Raw genomic sequence first — 17,235 nt, 5'->3', positions numbered from 1 at the left:
AGGTGTTCTTTTTCACGGGCCGCTCGTGGGGCTCCACGCGCGGTGTAGGGAAACCTATAGAACACCTTTTTTTACAGCCTCCTACATTTAAATAAACATTTATTATTCCGAATCTAGTATCTCACTAATCTTTTGTTTAATTGGATCTGCCTTAGCTCCAAATATAGCTTGAATGCCGCCTTTTACCTCTAACACCGCTGTAGCTCCTAAATTCTTTATTAAAGCTTTATCCACTATAGATACATCTTTAACGGAAACTCTAAGCCTTGTTATGCATGCATCCACATCTTCTATATTTTCTTTTCCTCCTAAAGCTGCTAAAATTTCTATGGCAGTATCCTTTAAAGAGCTCTTTGTAACAACCTTAACCTCTTCTCCATCCTCTTCACGTCCTGGAGTCATTACATTGAATTTAGTTATTAATATCCTAAAGGTAAAGTAATATAAGCATGCCCATACTGCTCCCACTAATAATACTAATACCCAATGAGTTTTATCATTACCTTGAAGTGTTCCAAATAATGTAAAGTCTATAACTCCACCAGAGAAAGTATTACCTATTCTTATTTTTAATAAATCTGCCACTAGGAAGGATAATCCATCAAAGAAAGCATGAACTACATATAGCCATGGAGCTACGAATAAAAACATGAATTCTATAGGTTCTGTTATTCCTGTTATAAAGGAGGTAAGGGCAGCCCCTAAAAATAATCCACCTACAAGCTTTCTCTTTTCCTTTGGTACACAATGATACATAGCTAAGCATGCTGCTGGTAATCCAAACATCATTGTTGCAAAACGTCCTGCAAAGAATCTTGTTCCTTCAGTGTATAATCCCACATGATTTGGATCTGCAAGCTGTGCAAAGAATATATTTTGAGCTCCAACTATGGTCTTTCCTGCTATCTCTGCTGTTCCTCCTAGTTCTGTAAACCAGAATAGAGGATATATCATATGGTGTAATCCTACTGCTCCTGTAAGTCTTAATAGAAATCCATATAAAAATGTTCCTATTACTCCAAAGCCAGCTATGGCTGTTCCTGCACTAGTTAACCATCCTTGGAATGTAGGCCAAATTAAGAAAAATATAAGTGCTACTCCGATAGATACAAAGGATGAAACTATTGGAACAAATCTAGATCCTCCAAAGAAACCTAAAACTGCTGGTAATTGAATATCATGATACTTGTTATGCAAGTAAGTTACTAACACACCTATAACTATAGAACCTACTACACCTGTATCAATTGATTTAACTGCTGGATTAAATACAGCTATCATTGCTTTAATAGAACCATTCATTACTAAGAAGGATACTGCAGCTGCAAGTCCAGCTGTTCCTTTATCTGTCTTAGCTAAACCAACAGCAAGTCCAATACACATAATAAGTGCTAGATTACCAAATACTACTTCTCCTGCTGCCTTCATTATTGAAAATAAAGCTTGTATCCAAAATACATTTAAAAATGGATAAGCCTGAATTGTATTTGGATTTGATAATGCTCCACCAATGCCTAACAATAAACCTGCTGCTGGCAAAATAGCTATAGGTAACATGAAGGCTTTACCAATTTTTTGTAGGTTTTTAAACATTATTATTCCTCCCCTAATAAAATATAAATTTATTTTCATTCATAGCGCTATTATGAAAACCATTTACTTGTTTATCTTAAGTCTATCATATAAAATAATTTTCTGCAATATCATTTTTATGAAAACTATTTTCTAATTTAAAATAGATTATAACACAATAAATTATTATAATTTATTATTTATCTATAACTTTTATGAATAGCATTATTAGTTTATTTTAAATTAACAAGCCGCACCCTTTACGGGCACGGCTTGAATCTACTTCTTTAAACCAATTAAATTCCAGGAAAGATCTAATTCTGCTAGAGTCACTTCCTTCTTATAGTCTTTAAATCCTTGTTTTTTAAGTTCTTTTAAAAGCCAAGCTTCATTTTTACCAATACGCTTTAAGTTTACATGTTCTATGGTAAGCGATTTCCTGCTGCACGATAGATTTCATACCATTCTGGTCTTGATAATTCTATGTTGCTTGCTGTACAGATATCTTTTAAGCGTTCTACATTAGTGGTTCCAACAATTGTCTGCATTTTAGCTGGATGTCTAAGAATCCAGGCAACTGCAATGGCAGATTTACTTACTCCTTTTTCTTTTGCAATACGCCCTAATACAGTATTTAACTCTGGAAATTTATCATTATCTATGAAGACACCTTCAAAGAAACCATATTGGAATGGCGACCAAGCTTGTAATGTAATATTTTTTAAGCGACAATATTCTAGTATACTGCCGTCTCGGTCTAAAGATCCTTCGAACAATGTGTTAGTTTGTATACCGCTATTTATCATTCCGCAATGCATAATACTAAATTGCATTTGATTTACAATGAGTGGTTGCTTAACAGAAGATTTTAATAATTCAATCTGCATACTATTGAAATTGCTAACACCAAAGTTACGAACTTTACCGCTGGACTGCAAAACATCAAAAGCTTCCGCTACTTCTTCAGGTTCCATTAGTGTATCTGGTCTATGAAGAATCAATAGATCTAAATAATCTGTTCTTAATCTTTGTAGTATTCCATCCACAGAATCTAATATATGTCCCTTGGAAAAATCATAATATCCTGGACGAATAGCACATTTGCTTTGAATTTGTATTTTATCACGGAGTCCCGGTCTAGAAGTTAACATTTTTCCAAAAAGCTCTTCACAGTACCCTCTACCATAAATATCAGCATGGTCAAAAAGGGTAATGCCCTCTTCCATAGCTACACCTACATAATTAGATAGTTCTTCTACGGACATTTTGTTAATCCTCATGCACCCTAATACAATTTCTGAGGCTTTAAATCCTGATTTACCAATATCAATTTTCTTCATATTATATCCTTCCTTAAGTACCTTTATTTTTAAAATATATTATATATTATTTTTTAATATAACTCTACAATTATATTAGATACCCTCATATTAGTGGATCTATTGATCTGGGATAACACTAGCAGCATACAAGTAAAAGAGCCTTGGTAAACTTAGTCACCAAAGCTCCTCTATTTATTTATAATGTCTCTATTCCAACTACATTGTATTTCTCAGTGTTAACAGCTAATTTTATAGTCTCTTCACTTATCTCAGCCTTTGTTTCAACTATAACATATTTATCAGATAAATTTACCTCTGCACTATTTACACCCTCTATCTTAATTAATGCTTCCTTTACATGCTTAGCGCAGTTTCCACATTTCATACCTTCTACTAATATTTTCTTTTTCATTTTATACTCCTCCTTGTATTCTTTATAATATATATTTCAATATCTATCTAACTGGTTTAAACCTCTTTAATCTTAAAGCATTGGCTAATACTGACACAGAGCTAAGACTCATTGCTGCTCCTGCTATCATAGGATTTAATAATGGTCCTCCAAAGGCATATAGGATTCCCATAGCTACTGGTATTCCTATGGTATTATATCCAAAGGCCCAGAATAAGTTTTCCTTAATATTTCTTATGGTGCTTTTACTTAATTGTATAGCAGTAGGAACATCCATCAGGTCACTCTTCATAAGAACTATATCTGCTGATTCCATAGCCACATCTGTTCCTGAACCTATAGCTATCCCTATATCTGCTTGTGCTAGTGCTGGAGCATCATTTATACCATCACCAACCATGGCCACCTTTTTGCCTTCAGCTTGGAGCTTTTTAACTTCATTTGCCTTGTCTTGTGGTAATACTTCAGCTAATATTCTGTCTATTCCAACTTGTTTAGCTATAGCTTCAGCAGTTCTCTTATTATCTCCAGTTATAATTGCAACTTCAATTCCCATTTTATGAAGCTTTTCTATTGCTTTCTTACTATTTTCTTTAACAGTATCAGCAACAGCTATGATACCTGCTATCTTATTATCTATTGCTATATACATTGGAGTCTTACCTTCTCCAGCTAAGTTATCTGAAGTTTTTTCTAATCTTTCTAGGGATATTTTACTTTCAACCATAAGCTTTCTGTTTCCAAGTAAAATATCTTTACCATCTATTTTCACTTCAATTCCATGGCCAGGAATAGCCTTAAAGAAATCAAGTTTCTTAAATTCTAGTCCTCTTTCTTCTGCCCCCTTAACAATTGCTTCACCAAGTGGATGTTCTGATCCTTTTTCCGCGGACGCAGCCAACTGTAATAGGTCATTTTCTGTTATACCATTTGCAACAACTACATCTGTAACCTTGGGTTTACCTTCAGTAATAGTACCTGTTTTATCAAATACTATAGTTTGTATCTTATGAGCAGTTTCTAGTGCTGCACCGCTTTTTATCAAAACACCATATTCTGCACCTTTACCTGTACCAACCATTATAGCTGTTGGTGTTGCAAGTCCAAGAGCACATGGGCAAGCAATTACTAAAACAGAAATAAATATTGTAAGGGAGAAAATTGTTGATTGTCCTCCAAAGAAATACCATGCTAAACCTGAAATAGTCGCTAAGGCAATAACTATTGGAACAAAGTAACCTGAAATAACATCTGCAAGTTTTGCAATTGGAGCTTTAGAGCCTTGAGCATCTTCAACTAATTTTATGATTTGAGCAAGTGCTGTATCTTTACCAATTTTAGTAGCTTTATATTTTATAGTTCCATTTTTATTTATACTTGCTCCAATAATCTTATCACCAGTATTTTTTTCTACCGGAATACTTTCACCGGTAAGCATTGATTCATCTACTGAAGTAGTACCTTCAACTACCTCCCCGTCTACAGGCATCTTTTCTCCTGGTTTAACTATTATTACATCTCCTACTTCTACTTCTTCAATAGTGATCTCTGTTTCTTTTCCATTCCTTATAACTATAGCTGTTTTAGGCGCAAGTCCCATAAGCTTTTTTATAGCTTCAGAGGTCTTTCCCTTAGAAACAGATTCTAGATACTTACCAAGGGTTATTAAAGTGATGATTACTGCTGCTGATTCAAAGTATAAATCCATGGCATACTTTGTATCTCCACCAATAATCTTAACTGTTGCAAATACACCATAAAGAACCGCTGCCGATGTACCTATGGCAATAAGTGAGTCCATATTTGGATTTCTTCTAATCAATGCTTTAAATCCAATGGTGTAGTATTTGTTACCAGCAATTATAACAGGTATAGTTAGAAATAATTGTGATAAGGCAAAAGCTTCAGGATTCATCATTGGATTAATAAAATCAGGAAGAGGAAGTCCCATCATATGCCCCATAGATATATAAAGTAGTGGCACTGTAAATATGGCAGATATAATAAATTTTTTCCACAATAGTTTCATTTCTTTTTCTTTTCGCTCTTTATCTGTGTCTACTGTGCTCTCTTCTTCTATAGCCTTATAGCCTGCTTTTTCTACCGCTTTCTTTATATCTATAACTTTAACCTTTGAAGGCTCATAGTTTATAATTAATTTCTCAGTTGCATAATTAACATTTGCTTCTGTAACTCCATCAAGTTTTCTTGTAGCTCTTTCTACTGCCTTTGCGCAAGAGGCGCAAGTCATTCCTTCTATTTTCATAGTTTTATTAGCAGTATCACTAATAGCCTTATATCCTGCTTTTTCAACGGCTGCTTGGATATCTCCTACTGAAACCTTTGCTTCATCAAATTCTATACTTAGTTTTTCTGTAGCAAAGTTAACATTTGATTCAGTTACACCCTGCAGTTTTTTAGTGGCCCTTTCTACAGCTTTTGCGCAAGACGCACAGGTCATTCCTTCTATTTTTAATGACTTAGTTGCCATGTAATTTCACTCCTTACATAATTTTTATTTACCAATCACTTTTAGCCCCCCACCCATGTGGGGTGGTATATTTAAATAATAATATTAAAATCGAACTATGTCAACCTCTTTTTTAAAAAAATTTTTCTTTTTCATCACTAAATTATATATAAGATACTTATTCTATTAATAAAATTGTATATAAAATAAAGCTTGATAGTTAACCTATCAAGCTTTCCTTATACATTGTTCTTTTATATTAATTTTAACCAATAACCTGTACTACCTTTCCTTCTTGATCTTTTATCTCTGTTTTTTCTATTTTAAACTTTATCTTTTTCATTGTGCTTAAAGTAAAGCTTTTTTCCTTTGGAACTAATTCAGAAGCTATTTCAAGTGCTGTTTCTTTACTTATTCTAAGTTCTAAATTATTTTCGTTAATTTTCACTTCTGGCTCTTTTGAATAATTAATAGTTATATTGCTGTTCTTGCCAATAAGAATTAACTCTCTATCCTTCAGAATACGACCTTTTAAAACTTTCCCTAAAGTTTCGGCTTGATGTGCACCTATAGTAATTTCATAGCTTTTCCCTGTAAGTAATCCTCTGCTCTCTTTCCAAGAAAGCTTATCATTAAATAATGTTCTTGTGTTTGATCCGTCTCTTTCAGTGCCTTTTTCTATTAATACTTTTATCTCTTCACTATTTAGTAGGGAATCCCTATTTAGATCAGTTATATATAGAGGCATATATTTAGCAAATACCTTTAAAACTTCAGTACTATTCCAACATTTTATTGCATCTTCCTCATCTACAGTTATACCCACTATTTGTAAAAACTCAACTCTTCCATTTTGTGTATCCATAGCTGATAATTCTGGATCTTCTACGAAAGCTATAGAACCAATCAATGAATCTGTGTCGGCAGCAATTGGTCCATTAGCATTTAAATAGTGTCCTGCTGCAAAATAGTTTCCTGTTGAAAACACATATCTTGCAATGTTTTGAAGAAAATTCAATGCCCAATTTGGTGGTTCAGTATCTGAATCCTCCTTTTTCAATCTAAAAGTAAGTTCAAAGCCGTATCCACTGTATTCTAGATCTTCCCACTCTTTCTCATAAAGCTCTGAAAATCCATATGTAATAAAATGCCAATGAGGCATAGGCTCCTTCCTTTCATAAACACTTATTCCTTGTAAAGGGTCCTTTCCTCCTAAGAAATAGGGTATTACTGTACCGTAATGTTTAGGCTCTTGGTTTTCATATATATTTTTTAAAGCATCATCAATTGCTTGCCACCCTATAGCTTGTACTTCATCTTTATCTTCTTTACACATAAATTATCTTTAGTGAGAGGGTGCATTGTAAGTACCAAACTCTCACTAAATCTATCCTCCTTTCATTTTATACACTTTTTATATGCAATGTAAAAGCATTTGTTCTTTTAGATGCATCGTTTCGCTTAAAATATTTGATTTAGCAATATCTATCTGTGCATCATAAAAATGCATAATTTCTGTAAATAACTCATAAAAACTATTTTTTAGTTCAAAGTTTTCACTTAGCTTTCTTTTTTTCTTATATCGTTCGATTAAAGAAAAATATGATCCATTAGCATTGCTTAGTTGATATAAGTCAATTTCAGGATCGGCCCAGCAACAATTAAATGGGTCAATTATAGCAGCAACATCTGTTAATTCCTTGTTAAGCATAATGTTCCATGTGTTGTAATCTCCATGAATTAAACAAGCTTTAGTAATTGGCAAATAAAATATCTTATCATACGATTTATATGCTTTATCAATTACTTCATAAATTGTTTCATTCAACTTTCCACTATGAAACATCTTTGTTGCTCTTTCGTATATATCATCTACTTTGACTTTATAATATTCACGCCAATCTTTTACAAAAGCATCTGCTCCAATTTCTCCAAAGCCTTCCTTGTTCTCTACACAATGATAGGCAATCAAATTATCTACCATCTTATCACCAATATAATCTAGGTACTCTTCATTTATCTGTTCCTGCATTCCTGCATTTACTCCCTCTAAATATTCCATAGCTAATACATCGTTCGGTAATGAAATATCATGATAATGAGTAAAATATACCTTTGGCATTCTTATGATTGCATATTTTGATAAAATCTCTAGCTGTTGTTTTTCCTTATCAGCTAATCCATTAAAAAGATATACTTTGAGCACAACCTTATATGGTGATTTTTCAAGTTCTACTAAGAAAACCCGTCCGTAAAAACCACCACCAAGTGCAGTAATAGTTTTTGCTTCTGTAGAATAATATTTCTTAATTATGTCTTTTGCTATATGTTTCATAAGGATTTCCTCCTATATACATAAATGAATAAATTTCATACTTCTTCTAAAGAAAATGTATAGACAGAAAATGAGTTTATATTTTCTCTACACAATTTTACCGTTCTCAAATATTGATTTAATTTAAATCTTTCCAATTATAAACTGCTCCTCATTTCTATCGATTTAACTTCTAATTGGCAACAAAACCAGTTTTAGCTTCTAAAGCTCTATCTACATCAATTTCACATTCTTTATAGAAACAAACATTCTTTATTTAAGATAGAATTTTTGAGGAAAACTTTTTATATTATCCACTTCAAAGTATTCATCAAAATCCATTACTGATTTTGTTTCGTAAAACTTATTTATACATTCAATAAAAGATTTCAAATCTGGCGCAATAATATTTCTGTCATTATCTGCATGCCAGAACTCAATTAATTGTCCCTTATTACCAGTAAAAGTACCTCCTATATCATAACAAATATGATCTCCACCACCATTATGGAATATAGGCAGCCAGTTTTCATTCCACCAATTATCAATTTCAAAATCAAAACCAATCATTTCAGTCATCTCTTTAGCAGCATCCAATGCCTCTTCTAAGGGCATAAACATTGAATTGTTTACAAAGGAATCATAGCAATCATCGCTTTGTCCATTCTTCCATTGATAAAGTTTTTTTAAGTCATCAGGTATAGTAGTATTATACTTTTCTTCTAAAACCTTAATTTCATTTTCCTTAAATGGGGCATTAAGCTTTGAATAAAAATCCGGTCTTGATATTCTCAAATGGTTATCTAAAATTTCCAATTGTTTTTGCATATTTCATATTACCCCCTCTTATTATTGCAACTATAGAGAAACACTACGAAAACTTAAAAATGCTTATTAAGCGAAGTCTTCGTTAAATCACCTAAATAATCACCAAGGCTTTCACCATGACTTCTTCTCATTCCAACCACCGCTAGGTTCAATAAGCTTTGACTTAACAAAATCTAAGTACTTTTTATCCTCATCTTTAAATATCTCTTCTCCTTCTATTAGAAAAGCTCTAGCAAGTTCATCTGCAGCTTTTTCATATTCACCAAGCTCATATCGACATTGTCCTAATCTCATATGTATAAAAGGATTCCCTATAGCACCAGGACAATGCATTGCACATATAAGATTATCTCTCCCAGCCTCATAATTTCTCATAATAAAGTTTGTATCCCCTATGGCTGCTAGAATCCACGTTGAGGCTTCCCATTGTGTTTCCGGCGGTGGTAATAAATCTAATGCTGAGAAATATTTATTTAATGCCTCTGAATACTTTTCTTCTTCAACTAAACTATCTCCTAAGCTGCATAAATTAGTTATTTGCTCGTATATTTTCTTAGGTAAATCACTCATTTTTCTTCCCCTTTATATAAAAAATTTATTATAGTTTTACTTGTCATTTCTAGTCATTTTTGTTTCTTAGCATCAGGAATCTCATTTAAAAAGCTTCAGTTATACGATAATTGCGTTATATCCAGTTTTCCTACCTTTTTCAACTGCCTCTATGTATCCTTTAAAATAAAATGGTATACTATCTTCTTTTCCATTTACAATTCTCCCCTTTACTTTTTCAAAGGCATATATTGAAATAGAAAAATCAGGTTGTCCAGTTACAAGTACTGGTTGTTCTCTCTCTTGAACCCAATAATATTCTCCTCCATAATTTCTTCGTGCCACCTCAAAGATATAGCTGCCAGCCATTGAAGCAGCTGAGTATAACGTATCCTCGTCAAATTCATAATCATTTAATTCTTCCAATATATCATCTAATTCTTTTAAACTTTCTATACTATAATCAAAATTCCCTCTATGAGAAAAATTGTTACTAAAACTTTCTGCTGTGGTAATTACGTGGTTTTTTAGACTTCTTTCCATTATTTTAGCCTCCCATATTTTAGTCCATAACAGTGGTGACTCTTACATTTGCCTCATGTTCAAGTTCAAAAACTTCTCCCGTTAACTCCTGTAGGGCTATTAAATTGCCGCTATTATAATTTTCAGCAATAACATAGATAGTTGTATCATTAATTATTGGGGTTGTAATTCTTTTCTTAACGTAACTATATTGTGTCCTTCCTATAATCTTTGAATGGTATAAATATACTTTTATCTTTCTATCCATTCACTGCAAAACTTTCAATTTCTTTTTCGTCAATAACCATTTCAATCCAGTGATCTCCAACTGCTTCATCATGATTGAAACAAATTGTAGCTCCTTTTGATTCCTCTGTAATATATATCTCTACTTGAAATATAAATATTTCTTCTATAGAAGCTTCGTCAAAGTCAATGTCTCTAAATTCATTCATATAACACTGCTTAAAAACATCATAAAAATTAGCAATCCAATCTAAGTAATCATTTACTATTTTCATCATTGTTATTGGTCTTTTAGATGCATCTATATATATTTCTACTTCATCAATGGTTTGTCCTAAAATCTTAATATAAGAAGTTGTATAACACTTATATCTACCATCTGATTTTTCTAAGTCCAGCATTAAATTACTTACTTTTAAATTCATATCTTGACCTCCCCATGCCTAGCACCAACTTTAATAGCTGTTTCAATATCTTTTGATAGATGAACATATTGTCTACTACCCTTTTTTATACCTTCTTTAAGAATACTATTAAGAAATCTTTTAGCTGTTCCATGCTATAATTCTACAGGAGGAACTACTAGCTTTAAATTAAGATTTACTTGAATAAAATGACCTTGATTGGCCCTAATTCTGGGTTCATCTTCAGAATCTTTTTCAAAACTAAATTTAATTAATTAGCTTTGTATTTAAGGTCAACCATATATCTATTAAATATTCTCTCTAAGTATTTTAAATCCATGGTATTCTATTAATGCTCTAAAAGAATCAGCTCCACCGTATGGCCAGCACCATGGATTATATTCAATTCTTCCTTTTCTTTCAGATAGCTTTTCACATGATACGAAATGATACTCTCCATTAGCGAATGCATCTATCATTGATTCAAAATCCCATGGATGTTGTAATGCTGCACATGTGAAGCGTTCTTCCACTGGAGTTTCTGTCCATAATCTTGCATACTCTTCAATCTCCTCCGATGAAGGCCACCAAAATTTCATAAGAGTATCTTCATCAAAATGATCAATCCATTTCGAATCACTTGATATAATTATTTCCTGATCCTTACTTAATTTTATAGCATAATAAAAGTCTTGTAACTTTTTAAACTTATCTTCATTGTTAATTTCAAATTCAAAAAAACAATTTTCCATTTTAATTCTTTCCTTCTGTGCAATTTTCAATATTAGAAAGTATGTGGAATGATAATATCCAAGTGTCACACTGTATATCCTTAGCCAATGGTAATCCCTCGTTCTTTCATTGGTTCTAAGACTTCTTCATCTAACATACTGATATACTCTACAGACTTTAAATTTTTAATATGGTCAACTCCCTTTATGGATTGGATATCAAAGAAAAAATCTTCCCCATCCCAATCAGGTTGTATATAACCATAGATTTCATTACCACCATCAAAACACAATTCTGTAATCTTATCTAAATCCTTTTGCTCAATATATAACTCAGAGAAAAATTCCAGCATCTCTTTAATAGGTCCTGCTCCAGTATACCATTTATAATTTTGCGTATACTTTTCAATCAGTGATTCTAACTCTTTTTGAAAAGATGGGCTTTTGTCTAACAAAGCATCAATCACTACCAATTTAAAATTGAAGTCTTCAAAGATACCCATTTTATCTATATAACTTCTCCTTTAATATCTTCTTTAAACACATTCTAACTAGTTTCTATGTAAGCGTGGGCTTTAGAAAAATCTAATTTACTCAAATAATTAGTATCAATTAGGAATTCTAAATAACCCACATATTGAATTGATCTTCAGCTCCAACCAAAGACAGTTAGCTTTCCCAATAGATATAAACTATTTAACATGATTCTGCCAAAGCACTCTATAATGCTACAATTCAACTGCTATCATAATAGAAAAACACTAAACCTGAATCTCCCCCTGTTAAATAGACACAGTTAAAAAGGCTGTATTAAAATATAGTTAGCGGAGTTTTTATGTTTTAAAAAATAGAACATGTTTTTATTAAATTATAACCTATTATTAAATAAATTCCTACTTTTCAAGACTATCCCAATGCTCCATAATTTCACTTAATTCCATAATGGCAAACGATCTATCATGTATTAATAATGCACCTTCTATTCGCGCAATAGATATATCGATTAAATGCATCTCATCTCTTTCCACACTGAACTGAATCCTTTTCTCAACTATTTTCCATGAAGTCTTTAACTTTTCAAAATCAATTTCTGCCTGCTCCCAATTTTCATCTATTATATCTTTTTTTAAAGCTTCTATGGATGCTAGAACATCATCTTTATCGCTAAAAGGTTTTTTTAAAAAACCTCCCGATTTCATTATTGCTACAAATAAGATTAATACGGTTATTGGAATTACATACTTTTTTATTTTTTTCATGTGCATCACCCTAAATCTTTATTACACAAATATGTCTTTTGAGCTTATAACTTTATTCTTATAAGAATCAATTTTCAATTTCATAGATGAATCAAGAAAAGCGTAAAAAACTTCTACATGACTATCAAACCCCTGACTGTTTAATTCACTAAAAAGCCATTGACGATTAAGGTCAAGCTTGGATAAATTATGATCGATTATTATCCCATTGAATATTAATTCGTTATTTAAATTCTTGTTGTTCTCTGAGATATTCATGCTGTTTAGCATATTTTGAAAGTCTTCCTTTTTCAAAATAGAAATATGCCCATTTCTTTCAATTATGGTTAATTTAACTTCGTTAATATCAAAAACATCTTTAAGCCGGAGTTCCTCCAAAAGATCAGTTAAGGTATATTTAGTTTCCTTTAGATTGTCGCCAAGTATTTTTCCGTCATACACCACAATTGTTGGTTCATCATTTATGTATTGAGATATACTTTTAGATTTTATAGAAACTATCTGCAGCATAATACCCAAAACGATCCATACTAGCAAACCTACCCAATGAGGCCAGGCAGCACTGCTTAAGTCAACGGTAAGTGATGCTGCAAAAGACCCTATAGTTATTCCTAATATATAATCAAAAAAAGTAATTTGGCCTATTTGCTGTTTTCCAAGAATTCGTGTAAAGATAAGGAGAGTAAAAAAGCTTATTACACCTCTAACACAAATCACTAGTACTTCGTTCAAAGTTAACCACCACCATTAAAAGACTTTATTATATTGTTTGCTACTTATCTAAATTTATTTATCATTTTTAGAAAGTCTTAATTATATCTTTGTTAGAGGCATTAATATAAAAATTAACATTAATTTCATAATATATTACTTATAAAGCAGAACACACCTATCCCCCAAAATAACTTAGAGTGTAAGTGTGTTTCAATCTTCCCATAGCTCAAACATCTAAATAAGTGTTCATAATTCATTTCAGATGCCTTTTCTTTATCAAATAATTATTGTTTAGATTCCAAAAACTCCATTATCTTATCTGAAAGATTAACAATAGAATGTCCAGCTTCTGGCTGAATATTTATCTTTGCATGGGGGAGTAAGTTTCCTAAGCGTGTTGCAGTTTTAGCAGAATGAAGCATTATATCCTTTCCCCCTACAAAAAGTGCAGTTGGCATAGTTAATTGCTTTAATTCGCTATCAGAAAACATAGGAATTGTTTCTTGCCTATAATTAAAATTTCTCCTAATGAGTTTTTGTTTTCATTATGTTTATCTCCATTTCATTTTAAGTTTAAAATCCAATTTTCAGCTTCAGTAATGTTTTTATATACCCTGAAGTCATTTCCTTTGTTAGCTTCAAGCGCCATTTCTCTAAATCTATCATTTATTTTTTCTTCACTAGATATTATTGCTGCAACTTTTATATGATAATTCATAAATTTTTGCAACACCGTCCCCGCTAGGCCTGTTCTAAGATTAAAGAAATCTTCAGAAAGTGCTTCCTCATGGATTATCATTAAAGGGGTATTATTTTCAAAACTAGCAGCAATGAGATCCAAAGCATCCCTTTCTGTTCTAAGCGGCGTTTCAGCAGAAGCACATTTAATATACCTTTTATTGTCTTTTTCTATAACTTGATAATTCATCCTATTTTCCTCCTCACCTTCATAGTTTTATTAAAGATTAGTTGGTTCTGTAAGTAGGGAAATTGTACTCAACATCTCTTCAGTAAACTTTACTGATCCCCACAACATTACTCTTAATCTGTTTTCCTGCTCATAGTACTTCATATTGATTGTTGAATTACCCATGTTTGGGTCTTTGCAATTCATTATAGCTATGAGAGTATTGGATATTCGCATATACTGATCTATATCTACTTCATTAATATCTATAACAGTGGATACGTTTATTTTTTGTTTTACAGTATTTAAAGCTCCTTCTTTAGTAGAAAACTCAGCATTTTCCTGTTCCTTTGCCTCTTTATTGTTGATATTAACACTGTTTTTCTCCATAAAAACACTTAAATCATGACCTGAAATTCTCCACTGTTTTCCAACTTTATTTGCCCAAAGCTTACCTTCAGTTATGAACTTTCGTATAGTCTTGTGATGCATTCCTAATATCTTTGCAACTTGATCAATAGTATAAAACTTATCCTCCATAAAAAATCTATCCCTTCACTATTACTATACAAGAAATTATATGTAATTTCATTGTACTTGTCAAGTTGTTTATTGCATTTTATTGTACTTTATTATACTTTAATGAATTTTATCGCACTTTGCTTTCGCAAAAGAATTCCTATTTGAGGTCATATTTTCCTCTTTGATACTATGACAATTTCTTATCTAACATAATAGCTATCAATATGTATTTCTATTGTAAAATCTATCTCCCTTTCGCGATATTAAAAATAATGGAATTATACCCTGTTAAAACTTGATGAAATGTATAACTTATATCTATTAAGAAAAACTATCATATATCAATGTTTTCTATTTTAAGATTATCTAATAAATATGTGGAGGATTTTATGGAAAAAGAAACACTTTCACAGTATTATATATTATTAATAATAATACCAGTATTATGCGGAACTTTAGCAAGATATCTTACTCTTATTATTGACTACAGACAATACCCTAGTTATCCAAATGGATATCTTATTCATTTAGTAACTGGATTTATAGCTTCTGGAATAGGTTCGGTTGCTATTCCAGCACTCCTTGAAAGAAACTTCGAGGCAGTTACATTTCTTTTTCTTGCTACCGAACAGTTTCGAGATGTGCGAAGAATAGAAAAAGAAAGTCTTAAGGATCTTGATAACGTAGAACATGTTTTTAGAGGTGAATCTTACATTGACGGTATAGCTAAAACCTTTGAGGCAAGAAACTATTTTTCACTATTAGTGGCGTTTATAACTAGTTTAACTATGCATATAATACCTTACAAAATTATGTGGGTAAATATCCTATGTGGAATACTAACTGGAATACTTACAATCTATATACTTAAAACTTTTTCAAAAGGTAAGACTGTTGGAGATATTGCCGATATAAAACTAACTGAAATAACTATAAAAAATTCTGAATTATATGTAGGCGATATCTTTGTAACAAATCATTTGGGTACAGATAGGGCTAGAGAACTGATTAATAATAGTGGTATTGCAGCAATAATTTATCCTAAAGAAAGGTATTTTAGTAGAATACTTGATCATAATGGCCAAAGGCAGGCTATAATATTTGAAGTCTGTAGAGCACTAGGACTCAAAAGATATCACTACACTAAGCGCGATTATGATACAGGAAGAATAGCGGTTGTGATAGTTCCTATCATCTATGATGAAGGAGCATTCATTGAAACTATAAAAAAGACTCCTCTTCTAGAAAGCATAAAAAAGAGTCCCAGACTAATGAAATCTAAGCTTAATATATAGAAAGGGTTGATATAATGGGCGCAGGCTTACATAACTCAGGTTACGATATAATAGCGTATATAACTTTAGCTAAGGACAGAGCACAAAATGGTAATCCTTTAATTTTGGTTGCTAGCAGCTTAGAAGAGCAGAAACAATTAACTGAAGATATTTCAAAAGCCTTGAAAGCAGATGTTGTACAGCTTACCTGTGGAGATTATATGATTATTAGTAAAACCTGATTCTATTTACTAAGTCAATATAATCTTCCTTAGTATCTATATCCATAAGTATACCTTGATCTTCTGTACATATAGTAGAAAAGCCATGTTCATATATGAATTCTCTGAGATTACCATATTCTCCAAATAAAACATCACTTACAAGGTGACTTTTTATAAGCACTGGATGCCCCTTTTCATCTTTATATATAGGTACAATTATATCCTTATTAGTAGAAAGCATTTCCATATAGGTTTCTTTCTTTATTAACGGATAATCCGCTGGTGTTAAAAAAAATTTTTCTCCCTGTACTTGAAGCAACCCTTTTTTTACTGAACTGAACATACCTTCAATATAATTTTCATTTAAAACCATCTTTACTTTGCAGTATGGTTTTAGTATATCAGCAATTAGATCATAGTTATGCCCTCCAACAACTATTATATTAGAGCAAATATCATACATGGATTCTATGCATCTTTCTATAACCGTTTTACCACATACATCCAATGTCAACTTATATACGCCAGCTCTTGAGGATAGCCCAGCCGCTAATACTACACCCTCAATACTCATAATAGTACTCCCTTCTATGCTTATTTATGTATACATTTCCCCTATTTGAAAAAAATATAACTATCATAACTAAGAAGGTGAGATAATGAGTTTAAAAAGAAAAGCAATTAGAGTCGGGATCGCTGCCTCTTTATGCATGCTAGTATCAAAGCTATCTCTTACCAAAAGCGAACTAGAGAATATGATTTATATCATTACCATTGTTTTTGAACAAATAAAAATAATTAATTATATTAATAATAATAAAGCCAAAAACCTTAGTCATGGTATCTACCTTGAATCAAATAATATGGATATGGTTATTCATCTGCACAAAAATATATTTTTTATGGAGATGAATAACTTAAATAAAATATTAGACGATATCACATAATGCATCAGCAGTATTGTC

At 31.8% G+C, this 17,235-nt stretch carries 23 protein-coding genes and 1 pseudogene; 3 read left to right on the top strand and 21 right to left on the bottom strand.

All coding sequences use genetic code 11. The features are described from left to right. Positions 1 to 102: 102 nt before the first annotated feature. From BN2665_RS20780 to BN2665_RS20695, 20 genes and pseudogenes are all read right to left on the bottom strand, one after another. Positions 103 to 1,593 carry a PTS transporter subunit EIIC gene (locus tag BN2665_RS20780; RefSeq protein WP_055669029.1) on the bottom strand — a complete coding sequence of 497 codons (1,491 nt, stop codon included), beginning with the start codon at positions 1,591 to 1,593 and terminating at the stop codon, positions 103 to 105. Between the two features lie 258 nt (positions 1,594 to 1,851). Further along, positions 1,852 to 1,974: a hypothetical protein gene (locus BN2665_RS27830; RefSeq protein WP_341452804.1), complete on the bottom strand. Its 123-nt coding sequence runs from the start codon at positions 1,972 to 1,974 to the stop codon at positions 1,852 to 1,854. 20 nt (positions 1,975 to 1,994) lie between these two features. Further along, entirely contained in the window at positions 1,995 to 2,912 is a 918-nt protein-coding gene (locus tag BN2665_RS20775) for an aldo/keto reductase (RefSeq protein WP_055669028.1), read from the bottom strand. 178 nt (positions 2,913 to 3,090) lie between these two features. Continuing rightward, positions 3,091 to 3,306 (bottom strand): heavy-metal-associated domain-containing protein, encoded by a 216-nt coding sequence (locus tag BN2665_RS20770; protein ID WP_055669027.1) that lies wholly within the window; start codon positions 3,304 to 3,306, stop codon positions 3,091 to 3,093. Between the two features lie 43 nt (positions 3,307 to 3,349). Then, positions 3,350 to 5,797: a heavy metal translocating P-type ATPase gene (locus BN2665_RS20765; protein WP_055669026.1), complete on the bottom strand. Its 2,448-nt coding sequence runs from the start codon at positions 5,795 to 5,797 to the stop codon at positions 3,350 to 3,352. Between the two features lie 244 nt (positions 5,798 to 6,041). Next, a complete protein-coding gene (locus tag BN2665_RS20760; protein ID WP_055669025.1) occupies positions 6,042 to 7,112 on the bottom strand; it encodes a suppressor of fused domain protein in 1,071 nt (356 codons plus the stop codon). A gap of 78 nt (positions 7,113 to 7,190) precedes the next feature. Further along, complete coding sequence (locus BN2665_RS20755; protein WP_055669024.1) at positions 7,191 to 8,111, bottom strand: phosphotransferase; 921 nt, start codon at positions 8,109 to 8,111, stop codon at positions 7,191 to 7,193. Positions 8,112 to 8,363: 252 nt separating this feature from the next. Then, positions 8,364 to 8,918 carry an SMI1/KNR4 family protein gene (locus BN2665_RS20750; RefSeq protein WP_055669023.1) on the bottom strand — a complete coding sequence of 185 codons (555 nt, stop codon included), beginning with the start codon at positions 8,916 to 8,918 and terminating at the stop codon, positions 8,364 to 8,366. A 111-nt stretch (positions 8,919 to 9,029) separates the two neighbouring features. Continuing rightward, entirely contained in the window at positions 9,030 to 9,488 is a 459-nt protein-coding gene (locus BN2665_RS20745; RefSeq protein ID WP_055669022.1) for a tetratricopeptide repeat protein, read from the bottom strand. A gap of 99 nt (positions 9,489 to 9,587) precedes the next feature. Beyond that, positions 9,588 to 10,010 carry a hypothetical protein gene (locus BN2665_RS20740; protein ID WP_055669021.1) on the bottom strand — a complete coding sequence of 141 codons (423 nt, stop codon included), beginning with the start codon at positions 10,008 to 10,010 and terminating at the stop codon, positions 9,588 to 9,590. A 19-nt stretch (positions 10,011 to 10,029) separates the two neighbouring features. Beyond that, on the bottom strand, positions 10,030 to 10,257 hold the full coding sequence (locus BN2665_RS20735; RefSeq protein ID WP_055669020.1) for a hypothetical protein: 228 nt from the start codon (positions 10,255 to 10,257) through the stop codon (positions 10,030 to 10,032). Beyond that, the gene (locus BN2665_RS20730) at positions 10,250 to 10,660 is read right to left on the bottom strand and encodes a hypothetical protein (RefSeq protein WP_055669019.1); all 411 of its coding nucleotides are present in this window, start codon (positions 10,658 to 10,660) and stop codon (positions 10,250 to 10,252) included. The genes BN2665_RS20735 and BN2665_RS20730 overlap by 8 nt, the downstream gene beginning before the upstream one ends. After that, positions 10,657 to 10,782 (bottom strand): annotated as a pseudogene (locus tag BN2665_RS27825) (RNA 2'-phosphotransferase); the annotation flags it as partial. The gene BN2665_RS20730 and the pseudogene BN2665_RS27825, both read right to left, overlap by 4 nt. A 165-nt stretch (positions 10,783 to 10,947) precedes the next feature. Next, positions 10,948 to 11,460 carry a hypothetical protein gene (locus BN2665_RS20725; RefSeq protein WP_242865999.1) on the bottom strand — a complete coding sequence of 171 codons (513 nt, stop codon included), beginning with the start codon at positions 11,458 to 11,460 and terminating at the stop codon, positions 10,948 to 10,950. An 11-nt stretch (positions 11,461 to 11,471) separates the two neighbouring features. Then, on the bottom strand, positions 11,472 to 11,873 hold the full coding sequence (locus BN2665_RS20720) for a DUF6892 domain-containing protein (protein ID WP_082435981.1): 402 nt from the start codon (positions 11,871 to 11,873) through the stop codon (positions 11,472 to 11,474). A 390-nt stretch (positions 11,874 to 12,263) separates the two neighbouring features. After that, positions 12,264 to 12,629, bottom strand: coding sequence for a DUF4363 family protein (locus BN2665_RS20715; RefSeq protein ID WP_055669016.1), 366 nt, complete (start codon positions 12,627 to 12,629; stop codon positions 12,264 to 12,266). A gap of 21 nt (positions 12,630 to 12,650) precedes the next feature. Then, positions 12,651 to 13,361, bottom strand: coding sequence for a DUF421 domain-containing protein (locus tag BN2665_RS20710; RefSeq protein ID WP_055669015.1), 711 nt, complete (start codon positions 13,359 to 13,361; stop codon positions 12,651 to 12,653). Between the two features lie 266 nt (positions 13,362 to 13,627). Further along, complete coding sequence (locus BN2665_RS20705; protein ID WP_055669014.1) at positions 13,628 to 13,834, bottom strand: alpha/beta fold hydrolase; 207 nt, start codon at positions 13,832 to 13,834, stop codon at positions 13,628 to 13,630. Positions 13,835 to 13,905: 71 nt separating this feature from the next. Continuing rightward, positions 13,906 to 14,271 (bottom strand): DUF4180 domain-containing protein, encoded by a 366-nt coding sequence (locus BN2665_RS20700; protein WP_055669013.1) that lies wholly within the window; start codon positions 14,269 to 14,271, stop codon positions 13,906 to 13,908. Between the two features lie 30 nt (positions 14,272 to 14,301). Beyond that, positions 14,302 to 14,790: a helix-turn-helix domain-containing protein gene (locus tag BN2665_RS20695; RefSeq protein WP_055669012.1), complete on the bottom strand. Its 489-nt coding sequence runs from the start codon at positions 14,788 to 14,790 to the stop codon at positions 14,302 to 14,304. A gap of 371 nt (positions 14,791 to 15,161) precedes the next feature. On the opposite strand from BN2665_RS20695, the gene BN2665_RS20690 reads away from it, so the two are divergent. Both BN2665_RS20690 and BN2665_RS20685 read left to right on the top strand, forming a co-directional pair. Further along, on the top strand, positions 15,162 to 16,067 hold the full coding sequence (locus tag BN2665_RS20690) for a YIEGIA family protein (protein ID WP_055669011.1): 906 nt from the start codon (positions 15,162 to 15,164) through the stop codon (positions 16,065 to 16,067). 14 nt (positions 16,068 to 16,081) lie between these two features. Next, positions 16,082 to 16,288, top strand: a complete 207-nt coding sequence (locus tag BN2665_RS20685; protein WP_055669010.1) for a capping complex subunit for YIEGIA — start codon at positions 16,082 to 16,084, stop codon at positions 16,286 to 16,288. On the opposite strand, the gene BN2665_RS20680 is transcribed toward BN2665_RS20685, so the two are convergent. Further along, positions 16,275 to 16,844, bottom strand: a complete 570-nt coding sequence (locus BN2665_RS20680) for a nucleotidyltransferase family protein (RefSeq protein WP_055669009.1) — start codon at positions 16,842 to 16,844, stop codon at positions 16,275 to 16,277. The genes BN2665_RS20685 and BN2665_RS20680 overlap by 14 nt on opposite strands. Positions 16,845 to 16,929: 85 nt before the next feature. On the opposite strand from BN2665_RS20680, the gene BN2665_RS20675 reads away from it, so the two are divergent. Next, positions 16,930 to 17,217, top strand: coding sequence for a hypothetical protein (locus BN2665_RS20675; RefSeq protein WP_055669008.1), 288 nt, complete (start codon positions 16,930 to 16,932; stop codon positions 17,215 to 17,217). The last annotated feature ends 18 nt before the right edge of the window (positions 17,218 to 17,235 follow it).

Source organism: Desnuesiella massiliensis, assembly GCF_001403615.1.
Lineage (GTDB): Bacteria > Bacillota > Clostridia > Clostridiales > Clostridiaceae > Desnuesiella > Desnuesiella massiliensis.
Note: the sequence above shows the minus strand (reverse complement) of the source record. Positions and strands in the feature narration are given on the sequence as shown.

Excerpts from the sequence above, each read along its gene's own strand:
- BN2665_RS20740 (WP_055669021.1), bottom strand. The coding sequence starts at position 10,010 with ATGGAAAGAAGTCTAAAAAACCACGTAATTACCACAGCAGAAAGTTTT.
- BN2665_RS20755 (WP_055669024.1), bottom strand. The coding sequence starts at position 8,111 with ATGAAACATATAGCAAAAGACATAATTAAGAAATATTATTCTACAGAA.
- BN2665_RS20715 (WP_055669016.1), bottom strand. The coding sequence starts at position 12,629 with ATGAAAAAAATAAAAAAGTATGTAATTCCAATAACCGTATTAATCTTA.
- BN2665_RS20690 (WP_055669011.1), top strand. The coding sequence starts at position 15,162 with ATGGAAAAAGAAACACTTTCACAGTATTATATATTATTAATAATAATA.
- BN2665_RS20730 (WP_055669019.1), bottom strand. The coding sequence starts at position 10,660 with ATGAATTTAAAAGTAAGTAATTTAATGCTGGACTTAGAAAAATCAGAT.
- BN2665_RS20700 (WP_055669013.1), bottom strand. The coding sequence starts at position 14,271 with ATGAATTATCAAGTTATAGAAAAAGACAATAAAAGGTATATTAAATGT.
- BN2665_RS20685 (WP_055669010.1), top strand. The coding sequence starts at position 16,082 with ATGGGCGCAGGCTTACATAACTCAGGTTACGATATAATAGCGTATATA.
- BN2665_RS20695 (WP_055669012.1), bottom strand. The coding sequence starts at position 14,790 with ATGGAGGATAAGTTTTATACTATTGATCAAGTTGCAAAGATATTAGGA.
- BN2665_RS20770 (WP_055669027.1), bottom strand. The coding sequence starts at position 3,306 with ATGAAAAAGAAAATATTAGTAGAAGGTATGAAATGTGGAAACTGCGCT.
- BN2665_RS20720 (WP_082435981.1), bottom strand. The coding sequence starts at position 11,873 with ATGGGTATCTTTGAAGACTTCAATTTTAAATTGGTAGTGATTGATGCT.
- BN2665_RS20780 (WP_055669029.1), bottom strand. The coding sequence starts at position 1,593 with ATGTTTAAAAACCTACAAAAAATTGGTAAAGCCTTCATGTTACCTATA.
- BN2665_RS20680 (WP_055669009.1), bottom strand. The coding sequence starts at position 16,844 with ATGAGTATTGAGGGTGTAGTATTAGCGGCTGGGCTATCCTCAAGAGCT.
- BN2665_RS20765 (WP_055669026.1), bottom strand. The coding sequence starts at position 5,797 with ATGGCAACTAAGTCATTAAAAATAGAAGGAATGACCTGTGCGTCTTGC.
- BN2665_RS20775 (WP_055669028.1), bottom strand. The coding sequence starts at position 2,912 with ATGAAGAAAATTGATATTGGTAAATCAGGATTTAAAGCCTCAGAAATT.
- BN2665_RS20705 (WP_055669014.1), bottom strand. The coding sequence starts at position 13,834 with ATGTTTTCTGATAGCGAATTAAAGCAATTAACTATGCCAACTGCACTT.
- BN2665_RS20735 (WP_055669020.1), bottom strand. The coding sequence starts at position 10,257 with ATGGATAGAAAGATAAAAGTATATTTATACCATTCAAAGATTATAGGA.
- BN2665_RS20750 (WP_055669023.1), bottom strand. The coding sequence starts at position 8,918 with ATGCAAAAACAATTGGAAATTTTAGATAACCATTTGAGAATATCAAGA.
- BN2665_RS20675 (WP_055669008.1), top strand. The coding sequence starts at position 16,930 with ATGAGTTTAAAAAGAAAAGCAATTAGAGTCGGGATCGCTGCCTCTTTA.
- BN2665_RS20745 (WP_055669022.1), bottom strand. The coding sequence starts at position 9,488 with ATGAGTGATTTACCTAAGAAAATATACGAGCAAATAACTAATTTATGC.
- BN2665_RS20760 (WP_055669025.1), bottom strand. The coding sequence starts at position 7,112 with ATGTGTAAAGAAGATAAAGATGAAGTACAAGCTATAGGGTGGCAAGCA.